Raw genomic sequence first — 14990 nt, 5'->3', positions numbered from 1 at the left:
AGAATGGACCACGATGTCGGAACACGCCAGCCAGTCCACGCTGAATCCTTTTTTCCACGCGCCTCTGAAAGAGGCTGATGCCGAAGTTGCCGCAATCCTGAATGACGAACTGACCCGTCAGCAGGATGGTATCGAGCTGATCGCGTCCGAGAACATGGCATCTTTTGCCGTGATGGAAGCGCAGGGCTCTGTTCTGACCAACAAGTACGCTGAAGGCCTTCCGGGCAAGCGCTACTATGGTGGCTGCGTTGACGTGGACCGCGTTGAAACCCTCGCCATCGAACGCCTTAAGAAGCTGTTTGGCGCAGAATTTGCAAACGTGCAGCCGCATTCCGGCGCCAATGCCAATCAGGCCGCCTTCATGGCGATGGCAAAGCCGGGCGACACCATTCTGGGTCTGAGCCTCGCGGCTGGCGGACATCTGACCCACGGCGCAGCTCCGAACTATTCCGGCAAATGGTTCAACGCCGTTCAGTATGGTGTGCGCGCGCAGGACGGCCTGATCGATTACGATCAGATGGAAGAGCTGGCTCGTGAGCACAAGCCGAAGATTATCGTCGCAGGCAGCTCCGCCTATCCGCGCGTGATCGACTTCCCGCGCTTCCGGAAGATTGCTGACGAAGTTGGCGCTTATCTGATGGTGGACATGGCGCATTTTGCCGGTCTGGTCGCAGCTGGCCTGTATCCAAGCCCGCTTCCGTACGCTGACATCGTGACGTCGACGACCCACAAGACGCTACGGGGTCCACGCGGCGGCATCATCCTGACGAACAGCGCCGAGCTCGCCAAGAAGGTTAATTCCGCCGTGTTCCCGGGTCTACAGGGCGGTCCGCTAATGCATGTCATCGCTGGCAAGGCCGTTGCCTTCGGTGAGGCCCTGAAGGACGACTTCCGCGATTACCAGAAGCGTGTGGTGGCCAATGCGAAGGCACTGGCTGACGAACTTCAGCTACGTGGCTTCGACATCGTGACGGGTGGCACGGACAGCCATCTGGTGCTGGTTGATCTTCGCCCCAAGAAAGTGACGGGCAAACTTGCGGAAGAAATTCTGGAGCGCGCTGGCATCACGGCTAACAAGAACGCCATTCCGTTCGATCCGGAAAAGCCGTTCGTCACGTCTGGCATTCGTCTGGGCAGCCCAGCTGCAACGGCGCGTGGGTTCGGCGAAGACGAGTTCCGCACCATTGCCCGCATGATGGACGAAGTTCTGACGGCAGCTCTGGAAGAGGGCGACGTCAATGACACGACCAACCGTGTCCATGAAGAGGTGAAGGCACTCTGCCGTCGCTTCCCGATCTATGATCGCGCTTCCGCCTAAGAGTTGAGGTGGACTGCGGTGCGTCTGGCCAGACGCACCGCAAGCTGCCCCTGTCTGGGGCGCAAATTCGGGACGATCAGCAAACACTTGTCATAAGGTGTGCAGATCAGGTCATGGCCATCCCGGGCAATAACGGTTCCCGCATTCGGGATGCAAGTATTGCCAACCCATGGCTCCACAAATCTGAAATCCCCACTCCGAGCCATGACGTTATCCGTCACGACAGCCATTTCCGCCGGCTGCTTTGTGTCCGTTCCGCGCCCCTGAAAATGAATCCGCATCGCGTCTTTCAGGAAATGCTCGGAAATCTTCACCATCATATCCACGGTTTCTGGCTGCCAGTGCAGACCGGCTTCCAGAAGACAGGCGCGGCCAGTTCCACCAATCGCCATAAACCGTGGATGTTCAATCAAGCGCGAACCACCGTGATGCCCGAGATCCGTCAGAACCAGTGCGGCCGGATGCTCTTCGGAGGCCAGAATGCAGGCAAAATCGCTGGAGCGTCGACGTGGTGGAACGATAAAGACAGGATCGGACGGCCAGAGCGTGGAATGAAGGTCCAGCAGCAGGTCCGCACGCTCGATAAAGGGAAGGATTTCCCGAGCCCGATCCAGTTCCCTGGAATGCTCGTCACTCTGCAACCGCGATGGGTGCCACAGGCGGTTCAGATCCTCGGTCAGATAGCGTGAGTTCATCGGGGCTGCCTGATCGAAGCGATCGAAAGCTTCCAGATTTGCAAGAAGCAGGGTCAACCGTCCGGTGAGTGGGACGGGATTGCTTCGACGGAGGATTTCGAGAGCATGGCCGCCTGCATACTCGTTGCCATGCACCATGCCGACAATGACAAGGTCCGGCCCCCTCAGGCCGGAATCAAAAATCTGGACGCCGGGAATGCCTGACGCGGGATTACGCCAGGCGGCAAGATCGGGAGGGTCCAGGCACACATCCAAAGGATAAGCCGGACGACCACATCCGGGCAGGTCTTCCGTCAGGCGAGGCTGACGAATCCTGATCGGATGATGTCTCTGACCAGCCTTACAACTCATGCCGTCCCGCTCACCCTCCGTGCAAAGTCCCGAAGCGCCTTTTCACAGCGCTCCAACTGCTCTCTGGCGACAAATTCATCCGGGCGATGGGCCTGCGCGATGTCGCCCGGCCCACAGACGATGCTGTCCATACCGCCCCGTTGATAGATGCCCGCCTCGGTTCCGTATGAAACCATGCCAGTCGTGTTTCGGCCAGTGATCTGACAGGTCATATCTGTCAGTGGATGATTCACAGGCAACGCGAGGGGCGGAAGGTCTACCAGTTGGAGATAACTGATCCCGCCATCGGGGTTGTCCTTCCTGAGATCCGCGTCCAGAGGCGCAAGAGCTTCCTTTAGTTTCTCAAACTCTTCAGCGCCTTCATCTCCCGGCACGTTCCGCCATTCCACGTCGAACTGCGCTTGCTCGGGAATGATATTGAGAATACTGCCCCCTGAGGCCAGCCCGACCTGCATGGTGGTGTAAGGGGGCGTGAATCCATCAACCCGGCGCCCTTCAAGAGCAAACCGGTCCGCTTCATCAGCGCACAACGCAATGGCACGCCCCATGGCATGCAGAGCGTTTCGACCACCTTCCGGAAGAGAGGAGTGACCGGGCTTCCCCGTTAGTTGCACTCGAACAGCGAAACGCCCCTTATGCGCAATCACGGGGCTCATCATGGTCGGTTCTCCCACCACACAAAGCTCCGGTAGACGGTCAGCACGGCGGATATCCGCAATCAGATACCGCGCACCATCGCAGGTAATTTCTTCATCACACGTGAAGAGAAGATGAACCGGCTTGGGAAGTTCCATCGCCTTGAGATCAGGAATAGCGGCCAGCATACAGGCCACGTACCCCTTCATATCCGCTGCACCGCGCCCATAAAGAAGGCCATTTTCCTCACGCATAACAAATGGATCAGATGACCAGTCCTGCCCATCGACAGGCACGCAGTCCACATGCCCGGAGAACGCTATGCCACCGGCACTCTGAGGGCCGATAATAGCATGCAGATTCCATTTCCCGTCGTCTCCACCTGGATAACGGACGAACGAGACCTCATGTGAGGCGAGGTAGGATTCAATCCATTCAATGATCGGCAGGTTGGATCGGCTGCTCGTTGTATCAAACGATATCAATACCGAAAGAATCGTTTCTGCATTGAGGGAAATGGGGCGCTGATCCGTCATAAATTGTACTGTAAGCACGTTCCTTGCTCCCCACCATAGAGACTTTAAACAGTGATGGAGTGACGATGTGTACGCCCGAAACACGTTGTAAAAAATGAGACACGAAAACTGTGGTTTTAGTTTCTAACAGTTTTCGTCTCTCTCGAGAGACGCCTTGAAGGAATTTCTGTGAGTCGCAGTGCGGGCCTATCTGTTTTTCACAGGTTGTGGCGAAAACTTCCCCAGCAACAGAGACGGCGTTTCTTTGCATGGGCTACAGCAGGCGTAACGCCCGGCGTCAGAGCCAGTTACCCGCGGCATGCCTGCGGCGTCATTATCGCAGGCGAGCTCAGCCGGGGCTCTGGTCTCGGCGAAGGCGCACGTCTTATGGTGTCGGCTCTTCGCAAGCTCGGCATTCTGTGTGCCACATGGGATATTGATACGTGCCGCCTGGACGGTGACGCTGTCGGCCCGGGGGCGCCGCTGATCGTTCATGTCAACGCACCGATGCTCCCTGCTACGTTGCTTAGAATGCCACGTACGCTTCGAACGGGACGAAAAATCATCGGCTACTGGGCGTGGGAACTCCCAGTCGTTCCAGACACCTGGAAACACGCCAGACGGCACGTTCATGAAATCTGGGCTCCCTCACGTTTTACCGCTGATGCCCTAATCCCCTTGGGGCGGCCTGTGCGGGTGGTGGAACACCCGGTTGGAGTGGCAGATCAGGTACCCTCCGGGCGCGACCGGGCATCCTTCGGGCTCCCAGAAAACGCCGTCGTTATTCTGGTTTCTTTCAATCTTGCATCAAGCATGGTGCGCAAGAACCCGATCGATACAATTCTGGCGTTTCGCGAAGCATTCGGTGACCGTCAGGACCGAATGCTGATTCTAAAGATCGGCCATATCGACAATTATCCTGAAGATATGGCTGCTATCCGGGAAGCCGTTGGAAATTCCATCAACATCCGCATAGATACGCACCACTACAGTAGTGCCGACCGACTTGCCTTGATGGGCTGCTGCGACATTGTGCTGTCTCTGCATCGCAGTGAAGGCTTCGGCCTTGTTGTGGCCGAGGCGATGGCTCTGGGTCGATGTGTGATCGCGACCGACTGGTCTGCCACAGCAGAATTCATGGATGCTACCTGTGGCCTCCCTGTTGCTTATAGCCTCGTGCCAGCTCATGATCCGCGGGGCGTGCTGGACATGCCCCAAACATGCTGGGCACTTCCGGACAGGCACTCGGCCGTGCAGGCGCTTAGTCTGGCAGCGGACAATCCTGATCTTCGAAACCGTTTAGGTAAATCCGCTCAAGAACGCATTGCGGAACGTCTTGACGGGACAAGCCTTTTGAACGCCATCCACGCGGCAGGAGTTAAAGCGTGGCGGTAAAGAGTGTCTTCGTCTGGCAATGGGGGAAAAGAGGGGCGGGACCGCGCATTGCGGTTGATCTGGCTAATGGACTGGCATCCTTACCGGACATCTCCGTACGGCTGTCGCTCTCGGACGAGGCTGAAATTCTTCACAGCCACCACGCTCCGCAAGATGCTCTGGTGTTCAAGACCTACAGATCGGCCCTAGGGCTGTTTGGCAGGTTTCTACAAGCACCGCTGATCATCACGAAGCTGTTCCTGATGATGCTCCGTAACAAGCCGGACATCGCCATCTGCGCGATGCCAGCTCCGCTCGATGTCCTCATGGCTCATGCCCTGCGAAGAGCCGGCGTCAAAGTCGTGACGATTGTTCATGATGCACGGGCACATCCGGGCGACGGCTATCCCTTTCAGATGCTCTTGCAAAAAGCACTCATCACCCAGTCGTCCCTTCTGGTGACGTTCAGCCAGCACGTCGCCAGTGTGTTGTCAGGTGATGCGATTTGCCGTGGGAAACCAGTTCTTTCCCTTTCGCACCCACCGTTCGTTGGAACAGAAGCTCCTCCACCTTTCAGCCACGGAGGAAAGCCAAGACTACTGATGTTTGGTCGGCTGCTTCCCTACAAGGGCCTAGACCTACTAGCCGAAGCTCTTCCGCAACTGGAAACTGCCGTAGATTGCAGAGTGATAGGGAAAGGACCGAAAAGTCCTGAACTTACCCAGCTTTCCGGAATAAGGGATGTAACCGTCGAAAACAGATGGGTGCCAGAGGACGAACTCTCACGGCTGATTGCATGGGCAGATGTGCTGCTTCTCCCTTACCGGGAAGCATCACAGAGCGGCGTGGGCGCAATGGCCGCAGCAGGGGGACGTTATGTGGTAGCCACCAATGTCGGCGGGTTGGCTGAACAATTCTCTGACAACCCTCAGGCCGTACTCTGCGAGCCGGATGCTGCGTCCATAGCAGTAGCCATCACGCAGCTTCTGGAGGCTCCTCCGCCGATTGCCCCAGTTCCAGATAGCGCCAGGGCGTGGCAGGAACTGGGACAGAAAATTCTGAGCGCAGCAGGCCGTTAGGTATCAAGCGCGTCTTCGGTGGCAATCCGGATACGATAGCCGATATGTTTCTCGATATCCCGAAGAGACAGGCGCTCGTCGATATTGATCAATGAGAAAGCCGCGCCTTTTTTGCCAGCCCGCGCTGTACGCCCGATACGGTGAACATAGGCCTCCGGAGTCTCAGGCATATCCATGTTGATCACCAGATCTACGTCAGAAATATCCAGTCCGCGGGACGCAATGTCCGTAGTCACCAGAACCGGCACGCGTCCCTGACGGAACAGATCGAGCGCCTTGTTACGTGCCCCCTGGGTCCGGTCACCGTGCAGGGTTTCAGCCTTGATGTCATGGCGGCGCAGAACCTTCGCCATCAGATCCACGTTCACCTTCGTCCGTGCGAAAACCATGCTGCGACCGGGAAAACGTTTCAGAATACGAGCCACAGTCTCAGGCTTGTCTTCTTTTTCCACAAACATCGCACGCTGGCGGATCTTCTTGGGCGTAAAAGTCTCCGCAGCAACCTCGACCCGGACAGGATCACGCGTCACACGCTTGGCCAGATCCATGACCGGCTCCGGCAAGGTGGCGGAACAAAAGACCGTCTGGGGCGGAACATCCGGGAAATAAGGCGTCAGGGCCGTCATGCTCTCGGAAAAATCTTCATCCAGAAGACGATCAGCCTCATCCAGAACAAGGTAGGTCAGATATTCCAGAACCAGATCACCCTGCATGACGAGATCCAGCAAACGACCATGCGTCGCGACAACGATGTCAACACCATCGATAATGGAACGCACCTGCTGTTCACGTGATGTTCCGCCACAGATCACACGTGTCTTCAGGGAGAGGCGACGGCCGAGCTGGCGGCAGACCGACGCTGTCTGGGCGGCCAGTTCACGGGTCGGCTCCAGAATCAGGGCACGCGGGCCATGGGCACTCTCACCCTTGGACAGGATCTGAAGCATGGGAAGAACAAAAGCAGCCGTTTTGCCGCTTCCCGTTTGGGATGCCACAAGAACATCGCGCCCCTTCAGCAAAGGCGGGATGGCCTGAACCTGAATCGTGCTGGGCCGCTTGTGTCCCACCTGTTCCAGCGTGGCCAGCAGAGGAGGGATCAGTCCAAATGCGGCAAAGCCATCAGGTGCGTCGGTCGAAGGTGTGTCAGTCGAGGGTGTTTCTGGCATCGTCATATGCGCTTCTTGCCAAATTTCTTCCGTTTCGGGAAATAGCTCTTTTTTCAGGAGGCCCGCCATGAAGGCGACAATCATCGCAGAAGACTTCGCCGGCATGCGGGCACAGGGGGCAGGCCTTGCTGAAAAGGCGGGTTTGGAATGGGAGTTCCGCCCGGTCTTCATCCATAAACACTGGAACCATTTTCCGGCCCGCTACTGGCCGTCTCCTTTGAAGCGGATTACCCCGATCAGTATTGCGTCCGACAGCCGCCTCATCATCAGCATTGGTGGAACCGGGGGGATTGCTGGCGCTGCGGTTGCAAGACGGGAAGGGCTGCCGGTCGTCCAGATTCAGAACCCCAGAACGGCGCTCTCCAAATTCGATCTTGTGATTGCAAACACACATGATGGCATCATCGGCGAGAATGTTTTGATTTCTCGCAATGCGCTTCACCCCGTAACACCGCAAAAGCTGGAGGTCGCACGCGCCGCGTGGGAAAGCCGCCTGAAACTCGATGACAGACCACTCCTGTCCATCCTGATCGGCGGAACGAATGGACGTTTTTCTCTTGGAGCCACCGAAGCAGCAGAGATGGCTGATGGACTGATCGCTTTCACCAGCCGCAATGGGATGCAGGCCGTTCTGACACCATCCCGCAGAACGGATGTAGCAGCGCTGGCTGTTCTGAAGGACAAGCTCATCCCGGCGGGAATACGGATTCTGGAAGGGCAGGGTGACGATAACCCCTATCTGGGGATGCTGGCCTGCGCGGACGTCATTGCCGTCACGACAGACAGTGTCTCAATGATTTCGGAGGCAGCGGCGACGACCGCTCCGGTCATGATCCTGCCGCTGCCCGGCAAGTCCACCCGGATTGGCAGGTTTGTCGAAACCCTTCAGGACGCCGGGCGTATCCGGCCCTTCAGCCCCGGTCTTGAACCCTGGTCCGTCCACCCGCTTGACGACACCCCTGCTGCGGCGAGAGAAATGCGCCAACGACTGAAGCTCTGAAAGGGCCCTCTATGCTCGATATCCGCACGTTCGGTCCACAGGGTGGCAATGTGCTCTACAAGGCGCTGGCCCACCCGCTTGCCGCCGAGGCGCTGACGCGTATGGAGCAGGACTTCGCCGGGCAGACGATCGCCATTTATGATCCCGAAGATACGGTCCGGACGCTGGTGGCCCTTTATCCTGGCCTGCGTCCCTCCGTGGTTCTGGTTCATGATACGGAACAGGTTGGCCAACCGGACGGATTTGGCGGCGAACGAAAGGCTCTCGTGGACCTGCCGCATGTGGATGCGGATATCATCCTCGCGCTGTCCTTCGACGATGCAAAAATGCGTGGCCGACTGGGCTCGCTCCTGAACGGTCGTGACCTTCACACACTCGCGCCTGCACGCCTGCCGGACGATATGATCGTTCGTGGCCGTCCATATCTCGACAAACTTAATTTCGCGACGAATTTCGCATTTTTCCGCGACGATGATCGCTTCTCTACGCGGATCGTCACGGCGAACTACTGGTCCAATTACGGCGCGCAGAACCTGCGCTACTGGCTGCGTCTCTATGACGGAACAGGGAAGATCATCGCGCAGTGGGAACAGCCCGTTGAACACGCAGGCGCTGGCATCACCATCGACAGTGCAGATGTCCGTAAACGCTTTGGTCTACCTGCCTTTATGGGGCAGCTGTTCATCCACGTCATTGGCGCCCGTGGCCATGACGTGGTGAAATATGCGCTCGACGTGTGGGGCAAGAACGGCGATCCGAGCCTTTCGGTCACACACGATGCCAACGCCTGGCCGTCCGTGCGCTATGCGACGCTTCCTGCTCCAGAAGCTGACGAAACCCTGACGGTCTGGGTGCAGAACAGCCACGCCACGACCATTCCGGCTGGTGCCATTACGTTCAATCCAATGGGCGTGGACGAGCATCGCGGCGTTGATCGTACGATCGGGCCATTTGAGACGGTGGCCGTCAATGTCGGGGCACTTTTCCCGGATCTCTCATGGCCATCCCAGCTTGAAATGCGTTCAGGCCGCCATCTTGTGCGTCCACGCTACGAAATCGAGCAGCGTGGCCGCACGCGTATCGCGCATCTAAATGTCGAGCGGGACAATATTCGCCCAGACCCAGCTATCCGGAACTTCGCCCCCTCGCTGGGCCGTGGGTTCCTTTTGCCATTCCCCATTCTGGATCCCGCAAAGTTCGAGAGCTTCGTTCAGCCCAACCCGATGTCAGAGGCTCTGGAAACGCTGCCTGTTCGACTGGATATTTTCGATGAGGCCGGTCAGCCCGTTGGTTCGCATTTCCTCGGAAATCTGCCCCGCGACCATTCCACGGCCATTGCCCTGCACGATCTGACCGATCGTCCGGGTCACGCAGATCTGGTCTATGATTTCCGCGATGGCGGGGAGGCGGATGGCTGGCTTCATGCCCTGATGCGCTATCGCAACCGCGACACGGATCATGCCGCCGAGACCAGCTTTGGTGCCCACATCTTTAACACGTTGATGACATGGCGCTCCGAGCCGCAGTCCTATTCCGGGCCACCTCCGGGCCTGACGACGCGCCTGTTCCTGAAGCTTGGCCATGATGCGCTGCGGAGTTTCTGCTGCCTGATCCATCCGGCCTCCATCGAAGGCACCAGTCCGTCCGAGACGGTTCTGCATCTTCATGCGGCAGATGGCAGTCTCATCGCTGAGACCGCCATCCACATTCAACCTTCAGGTTCGTTCATGGTCCGCCCACACGAACTGTTCGAAGGCGCGCATCTGGAGCGGGCTGGCGTTGGCGGATATGTGCTGATCCGCGATCTGACATGCAGGCTGTTTGGCTATCATGGCCTCGAAAATGGCGAGGGTGGCTTCTCCCTCGATCACATGTTCGGGTTCTGAACCAGCACCCTTCGCCGAAACCGGGAGGCGACCTCCCGGTCCAGCAGGAGAGCAACCGGGCGGGAGAAGAAACGGGAGACCGCTTCTCCCAGCCCCCAGATCAGCACCAGACAGATCGGATAGACGATCCAGCCCATGCTTTGTGGCCAATGGTTGTGTTTCCAGACCCGCACAGCAGCCATGACCACGAACATGTGCGTCAGATAGACCTCGTAGGACAACTGCCCCATCCGGCGGACCCACCAGCTTCCTGCACCTCCTTCGAAAGACTTCCAGCCGCAGGCCAGCACCAGCATGGCAATCCCGGCGTAAAAGATAGCGATCAGGCCATTCGGGAGCAGGTGCCACCAAGACATCGGGCCCCACATCTCCGCCAGCATCATGAGTAAGCCAACAGCCCCCATGACAACAGGCCAGCGCCCTTTGGGTCTGTAGTTGGTAGCAACAATCGCCATGAGCACACCCATCGCGATGGTTCCGACGCCCGTCAGCGTGGCCTGTTCGCGCCAGATTTCGTTGCCATGCAGTGTCGCCCGATAAATCGGCGCGGTGATGGCGAGAGCAACAAGGAGCCCAACCCGAATACGACTGTTCAGGCGGCAGAAGAACGGGAAAAACAGATAGAACAGTTCTTCAATCGAGAGGGACCAGAGTATGGTCCAGCCCGCCACGCTCCAGCCATGCCGTGCCTGCCAGACATTGAAGTACAGACCGAACGCAGCCATTGCTGCACCAGAAAACGTCTGACCTGGCTTAACAAAACGGTAGTCCTCGAAACCGATATAGTCGAGCAGCCCCAAAACCGTGACGAGGGCAACAAGGCAGGGCAGAATGCGTGCGGCACGATGGACAATGAAGGGCAGGGGCTGGATCTGGTCCAGCGACCCAAAGCGCTGAATGACGCGCGATGCAATCAGGAAGCCCGACAGCACGAAAAAGATGCTGACACCTTCCCCGCCATTGTAATTCACGCCGACCAGAAGCCAGTGCGGCAGAAAATCACCCAAAGCCGTATGAACAAGGGGAATACGGATCCCGAGATGGTTTCCAAGCACGAGAAGGATTGCAGCACCGCGCATACAATCCAGAGCCGCATTCCGTGTCATTGCCATTCCCTGTCAGACAAAGTGTTTCTGGCGGCGCAATGAGTTCAAAGAAAGGCGAGGGGATGGCGAAAAAAGCGTCTTGTCAGGGAGTTGGCCCACTGATAAAAGCCCGTCCATCGAATGGGCGCGTAGCTCAGCGGTAGAGCACTCCCTTCACACGGGAGGGGTCACAGGTTCAATCCCTGTCGTGCCCACCATTCGAATTTTCTGAAAATCTGCAGTATTCTTCCAGCGAAAACGCTTCCGAACCTGTATTCACAGCAAAATTCGTTTCAGAACTGACTGTAGATATAGTGGGGCCTGTCAGCTCTGGTATCGCACATACTTTTCGCTGTGCAAACGAATTCGACTTTTCCTCAGGATTTTCCGTCTTTTAAGAAACTCGTTTCTTTTTGTTTCAATATTGCCATGATCTGGCTTGTTCAGTTCTGCGTTATGCATCTCAGGAGGAACATATGAACAAGATCATTAAAATCGGCACAGGTATTGGTCTGGCCCTCGCTCTCTCTGCATGCTGGGGCCCAGGCCCGGATGGCATGGGTCGCGGCGGTCATCACGGTCATCATGGTGGCGGCCAGGGTGGACCGGGCGGTTATAGCCAAGGTGGCGGCGGAGGCGGCCAAGGTGGTGGCAACATGGGCGGTATGGGCAATGGTGGCCCAGGCGGCAGAATGTGATTTTGGAACCCGGCTCAGGCCGGGTTTTCTTTTGCCTTGCCAGCAAGTGGTTCTGAGAATCGTAGCTTGGCAGTGACACCTTCTCAAACACCCGACCGGGGCATGTCAAAAGCAGCTTCAAGTAAAGCTGAGATGGTATTCTTGAAACAATATTTTCTTCTGATGAAAGAGGCTGGGCAGTGGGGCGCAGCTGAACTATCTGGCTCGAATTCCCATAAATCTGCTCCAGAGCGACAGACAGGGGTTTTCGAATGGATGGCTGGATTTTCCGAATATGACTTCGCCATACGGGCCTGGGCTGCGTCATTCTCACGCAGAAGATGTCTACGCCTTTCTGATCGGATGTTCCCTGATTGTCATGGGCCTGATGTGTCTTCACAAAGCAGGTCTGGTAACAGGGGGTGTCGCGGGCATTGCCCTGTTACTGTCCTATCTTGTGCCTCTGACGCCCGGAAATCTTTTCACGATCATCAACATTCCATTTCTGCTGTTCGCCATCAGAGCGATGGGACCGCAGTTCGCACTCAAGACAACCATTGCGAGCTTCGGCATCACGGCACTGGCCAGCCTGCTCCCGAACGTCCTCATGCTTTCTTACGTTCAGCCGCTCTTCGCAGCCCTGTTCGGCGGAACGGTTATCGGCATGGGTATTCTGTCGCTGGCACGTCATCAGGCGGGCGTCGGCGGCACAGGCGTCATTACGCTTTGGCTTCAGAAGAGCCGCGGGATCAATGCTGGGCGGGTCCAGATCATGATTGATGCTGCCATTCTGGCAACGTCAGCTTTCTTTCTTCCTTGGGAAAAAGCGCTTCTTTCCGCTGTGAGTGCTTTTGCCATGAGTAGCGTTCTGATGGTCTTCCACAGGCCTGGCCGTTACATTGGCCACTAACAAGCGACGTATTTTCATCTAAAGGGGCGGGGCCGCGTTCACACTTCGCTGCCCCGATACAGTCGACGACAACTCAATGCGATTTCGGCCGTTCGCCTTTGCCAGATAGAGTGCCGCATCCGCTTGTGCCAGCAGGACACGCAGCTTCAAATTCTTCGTAAGACGCTGAAATGCCACGCCGATACTGACCGTCATCTGAATAAATGTGTTTTCATTCAAAGGAATGGATATTTTTTCAACAGCGAGCCTGATCTGTTCAGCGAGACAGGTCGCTTCTTCGGGAGTGCGGGCCGAAATAGTAAGAGCGAACTCCTCACCACCCAGGCGCCCACAGATCTGGCCTTCCGCAAGAATACTCGACATTGCGTCTGCAACTGCCATCAGAGCGTTGTCACCGATAAAATGCCCGTATGTGTCATTAATCCTTTTGAAGTGATCAATGTCCAGCATGAGAATGGCAATCCCTGATCCCGATCGCGGAACGTCCTTCGCAATAAGAGAGAGGCTTCGCTCAAGATAGGCTTGCCGACTCAAAACCTTCGTCAGACTGTCCCATGTAACCGATTGGTTAAGACGCTCTACGAGAGCCCGCTGGGTTGTCATAATCGCAGTTACGGTCAATGGACCCAAAACCAGAAAAGATAACCCCAGACGGAAAGAGACAATCACGCCTGTCCGCTGGTTCATCTGATCAAAATTCAGAAGCCCAGCCTCAACCATACCCATGACGGTCGCATTGAAAACCAGTACAATGAGACACAAGGGCAGTACCGTATAGCTCAAAGCACACCATAGAAGCGCAGGAACCGGAAACGCTATAGCGCCCGGACCGCCTGTAATGGCCGCAAGACCAACTGATGCGGCCAGACTTCCCACTGGTGCGGCATTTACATTTCGAATGGCAAAAATACTGCGCCAATGGGGGAGCCTCTGTCGGGAAAACCATTCCCGTCCTGCAAAACACACCGGCAGAAGAACAAGATGTCGGTTGAGTTCACTGCTGAACCACAGAATAAAGCGGCTCCATGCCGTACTTCCGGGAAGGGGCATGGAAAGGCCTGTTCCGACCGCAGCGGATGCTCCGGCGGCCCCACTACAGACAAGTAGAAGGTAAAGAACTGACTTAGGACCGATAAGCCCTTCGCTGTCCCCCTTCAAAGCCTTGAAGAGCACATATCCGACACACACACCCGCCAGATTGGCTGCTCCCAACCAGACATTGATCAGAAGCGTGTCACCCATCACCCAGCCTGCCAGCAGATAACCCGCACAGGCCCCAAGCCAGCCAGACATTCTGGCAAATCGGGAATAGGTAATCATGAGCCACAGAAGAAGCGCATTGGCAGGCCAGATCTGCGCAAGCTGACCAAAGTGTCTGGAATAAATACCTATTACCGCCGCGAAAAACACAACTCCGGCAACGACAAGTGCAGGGAGGTATTTTTCTGCAATACGGGAAAACATAGGATTTCGAATTATTCCTGGGATGGCGAGTAACAGACCCAGTAAAATCTGCCTCAGTAATTTGTTCTAAAACCTTGAAATATTAACAAGACATGAATGGAGATTCGATCATAATTTACGATAGTTCAGCCCCGAACAAAGACCAATAAAGTAAATCGTAACAAACAGTGCATAATTTCGTAAGGCCTGTACAGCCAGAAGCAAAGACGTATTCAGTTTTCTTTTTCTTCCCATAATCCGTGCCTTACTAAGTGGATACATGCCTGACGAGCAGGCAGATCTGGTCCCACCGATACCAATCGAGAAAATGTGAGCGCTGCAAACCTGCCTTTGCCACGGCGACGTCAAACTCCCTGCGTTTCCTTACACCCACCTAAAGTTCAAAACGGGCAAAAAGGAGACGGCCTTGCAGAAACATATCAAGGATTTCCATTCTTCCATCCGGGCGTTTCAGGATGGAAAACCATTGGAGACGGATATTCCTGCACGGCTGGACCGGCTGCCCTGGTCCCGATTTCACATGCTCATCGTCATTGCCCTGGGTATTACATGGATCCTTGACGGACTGGAAGTCACCGTCATTGGCTCTCTCGGGCCATCGCTGCAAAGAGCAGACACCCTTCACCTCAGCGCAGAAGGGGTTGGCCTTGCGTCTTCTGCCTATGTAACAGGTGCCGTTCTTGGCGCTCTTGTTTTTGGCTGGATGACGGATCGTCTAGGGCGTAAACAGATTTTCTTTCTTACCCTTGGATTATATGTCCTCGGGGTCGGGGCGTCGGCCTGTGCATGGGGGACCGTCAGTTTTGCTCTCTCCAGAATGGTGACGGGCCTTGG

At 56.3% G+C, this 14990-nt stretch carries 13 protein-coding genes and 1 tRNA gene; 9 read left to right on the top strand and 5 right to left on the bottom strand.

The window, feature by feature from the left end; translation table 11 throughout:
- The first annotated feature begins 13 nt into the window (after window positions 1-13).
- Entirely contained in the window at window positions 14-1318 is a 1305-nt protein-coding gene (gene glyA / locus GFR01_RS08835) for a serine hydroxymethyltransferase (protein WP_099182157.1), read from the top strand.
- Here glyA and GFR01_RS08830 read toward each other — a convergent pair.
- Window positions 1315-2364, bottom strand: coding sequence for a M14 family metallopeptidase (locus tag GFR01_RS08830; protein ID WP_099182156.1), 1050 nt, complete (start codon window positions 2362-2364; stop codon window positions 1315-1317). The two genes, glyA and GFR01_RS08830, sit on opposite strands and share 4 nt — an antisense overlap.
- A complete protein-coding gene (gene argE / locus GFR01_RS08825) occupies window positions 2361-3554 on the bottom strand; it encodes an acetylornithine deacetylase (protein ID WP_244902222.1) in 1194 nt (397 codons plus the stop codon). The genes GFR01_RS08830 and argE overlap by 4 nt, the downstream gene beginning before the upstream one ends.
- A 150-nt stretch (window positions 3555-3704) precedes the next feature.
- Here argE and GFR01_RS08820 point away from each other — a divergent pair, with 150 nt between their 5' ends.
- Window positions 3705-4910: a glycosyltransferase family 4 protein gene (locus GFR01_RS08820; RefSeq protein ID WP_099182154.1), complete on the top strand. Its 1206-nt coding sequence runs from the start codon at window positions 3705-3707 to the stop codon at window positions 4908-4910.
- Window positions 4901-5968 (top strand): glycosyltransferase, encoded by a 1068-nt coding sequence (locus tag GFR01_RS08815; RefSeq protein WP_063903621.1) that lies wholly within the window; start codon window positions 4901-4903, stop codon window positions 5966-5968. The genes GFR01_RS08820 and GFR01_RS08815 overlap by 10 nt, the downstream gene beginning before the upstream one ends.
- On the opposite strand, the gene GFR01_RS08810 is transcribed toward GFR01_RS08815, so the two are convergent.
- Window positions 5965-7218 (bottom strand): DEAD/DEAH box helicase, encoded by a 1254-nt coding sequence (locus GFR01_RS08810; RefSeq protein WP_099182464.1) that lies wholly within the window; start codon window positions 7216-7218, stop codon window positions 5965-5967. The genes GFR01_RS08815 and GFR01_RS08810 overlap by 4 nt on opposite strands.
- Here GFR01_RS08810 and GFR01_RS08805 point away from each other — a divergent pair.
- Both GFR01_RS08805 and GFR01_RS08800 read left to right on the top strand, forming a co-directional pair.
- Window positions 7202-8134: a mitochondrial fission ELM1 family protein gene (locus tag GFR01_RS08805; RefSeq protein WP_099182463.1), complete on the top strand. Its 933-nt coding sequence runs from the start codon at window positions 7202-7204 to the stop codon at window positions 8132-8134. The two genes, GFR01_RS08810 and GFR01_RS08805, sit on opposite strands and share 17 nt — an antisense overlap.
- A gap of 11 nt (window positions 8135-8145) precedes the next feature.
- Entirely contained in the window at window positions 8146-10020 is a 1875-nt protein-coding gene (locus tag GFR01_RS08800) for a hypothetical protein (protein ID WP_099182153.1), read from the top strand.
- Here the strand turns inward: GFR01_RS08800 and GFR01_RS08795 are convergent.
- The gene (locus tag GFR01_RS08795) at window positions 10002-11126 is read right to left on the bottom strand and encodes an acyltransferase family protein (RefSeq protein ID WP_244902220.1); all 1125 of its coding nucleotides are present in this window, start codon (window positions 11124-11126) and stop codon (window positions 10002-10004) included. The two genes, GFR01_RS08800 and GFR01_RS08795, sit on opposite strands and share 19 nt — an antisense overlap.
- A gap of 122 nt (window positions 11127-11248) precedes the next feature.
- Here GFR01_RS08795 and GFR01_RS08790 point away from each other — a divergent pair.
- The 3 genes from GFR01_RS08790 (at window position 11249) to GFR01_RS08780 (ending at window position 12692) form a co-directional block, all read left to right on the top strand.
- Window positions 11249-11323 (top strand) — tRNA-Val (locus GFR01_RS08790).
- Window positions 11324-11581: 258 nt separating this feature from the next.
- Window positions 11582-11803, top strand: a complete 222-nt coding sequence (locus GFR01_RS08785) for a hypothetical protein (RefSeq protein ID WP_176579573.1) — start codon at window positions 11582-11584, stop codon at window positions 11801-11803.
- Window positions 11804-12077: 274 nt separating this feature from the next.
- Window positions 12078-12692 (top strand): YitT family protein, encoded by a 615-nt coding sequence (locus tag GFR01_RS08780; RefSeq protein WP_063903616.1) that lies wholly within the window; start codon window positions 12078-12080, stop codon window positions 12690-12692.
- 18 nt (window positions 12693-12710) lie between these two features.
- Here GFR01_RS08780 and GFR01_RS08775 read toward each other — a convergent pair whose 3' ends face one another.
- Complete coding sequence (locus GFR01_RS08775) at window positions 12711-14156, bottom strand: sensor domain-containing diguanylate cyclase (RefSeq protein WP_099182150.1); 1446 nt, start codon at window positions 14154-14156, stop codon at window positions 12711-12713.
- 406 nt (window positions 14157-14562) lie between these two features.
- Here GFR01_RS08775 and GFR01_RS08770 point away from each other — a divergent pair.
- Window positions 14563-14990, top strand: a 428-nt coding sequence (locus GFR01_RS08770; protein WP_145994564.1) for an MFS transporter, incomplete at its 3' end; no start/stop codon positions are given.

It is taken from the genome of Gluconobacter frateurii, from assembly GCF_002723955.1.
Taxonomy (GTDB): domain Bacteria; phylum Pseudomonadota; class Alphaproteobacteria; order Acetobacterales; family Acetobacteraceae; genus Gluconobacter; species Gluconobacter frateurii.
The sequence above is the reverse complement of the archived record's forward strand: the minus strand, read 5'-3'. Positions and strand labels throughout refer to the sequence as shown.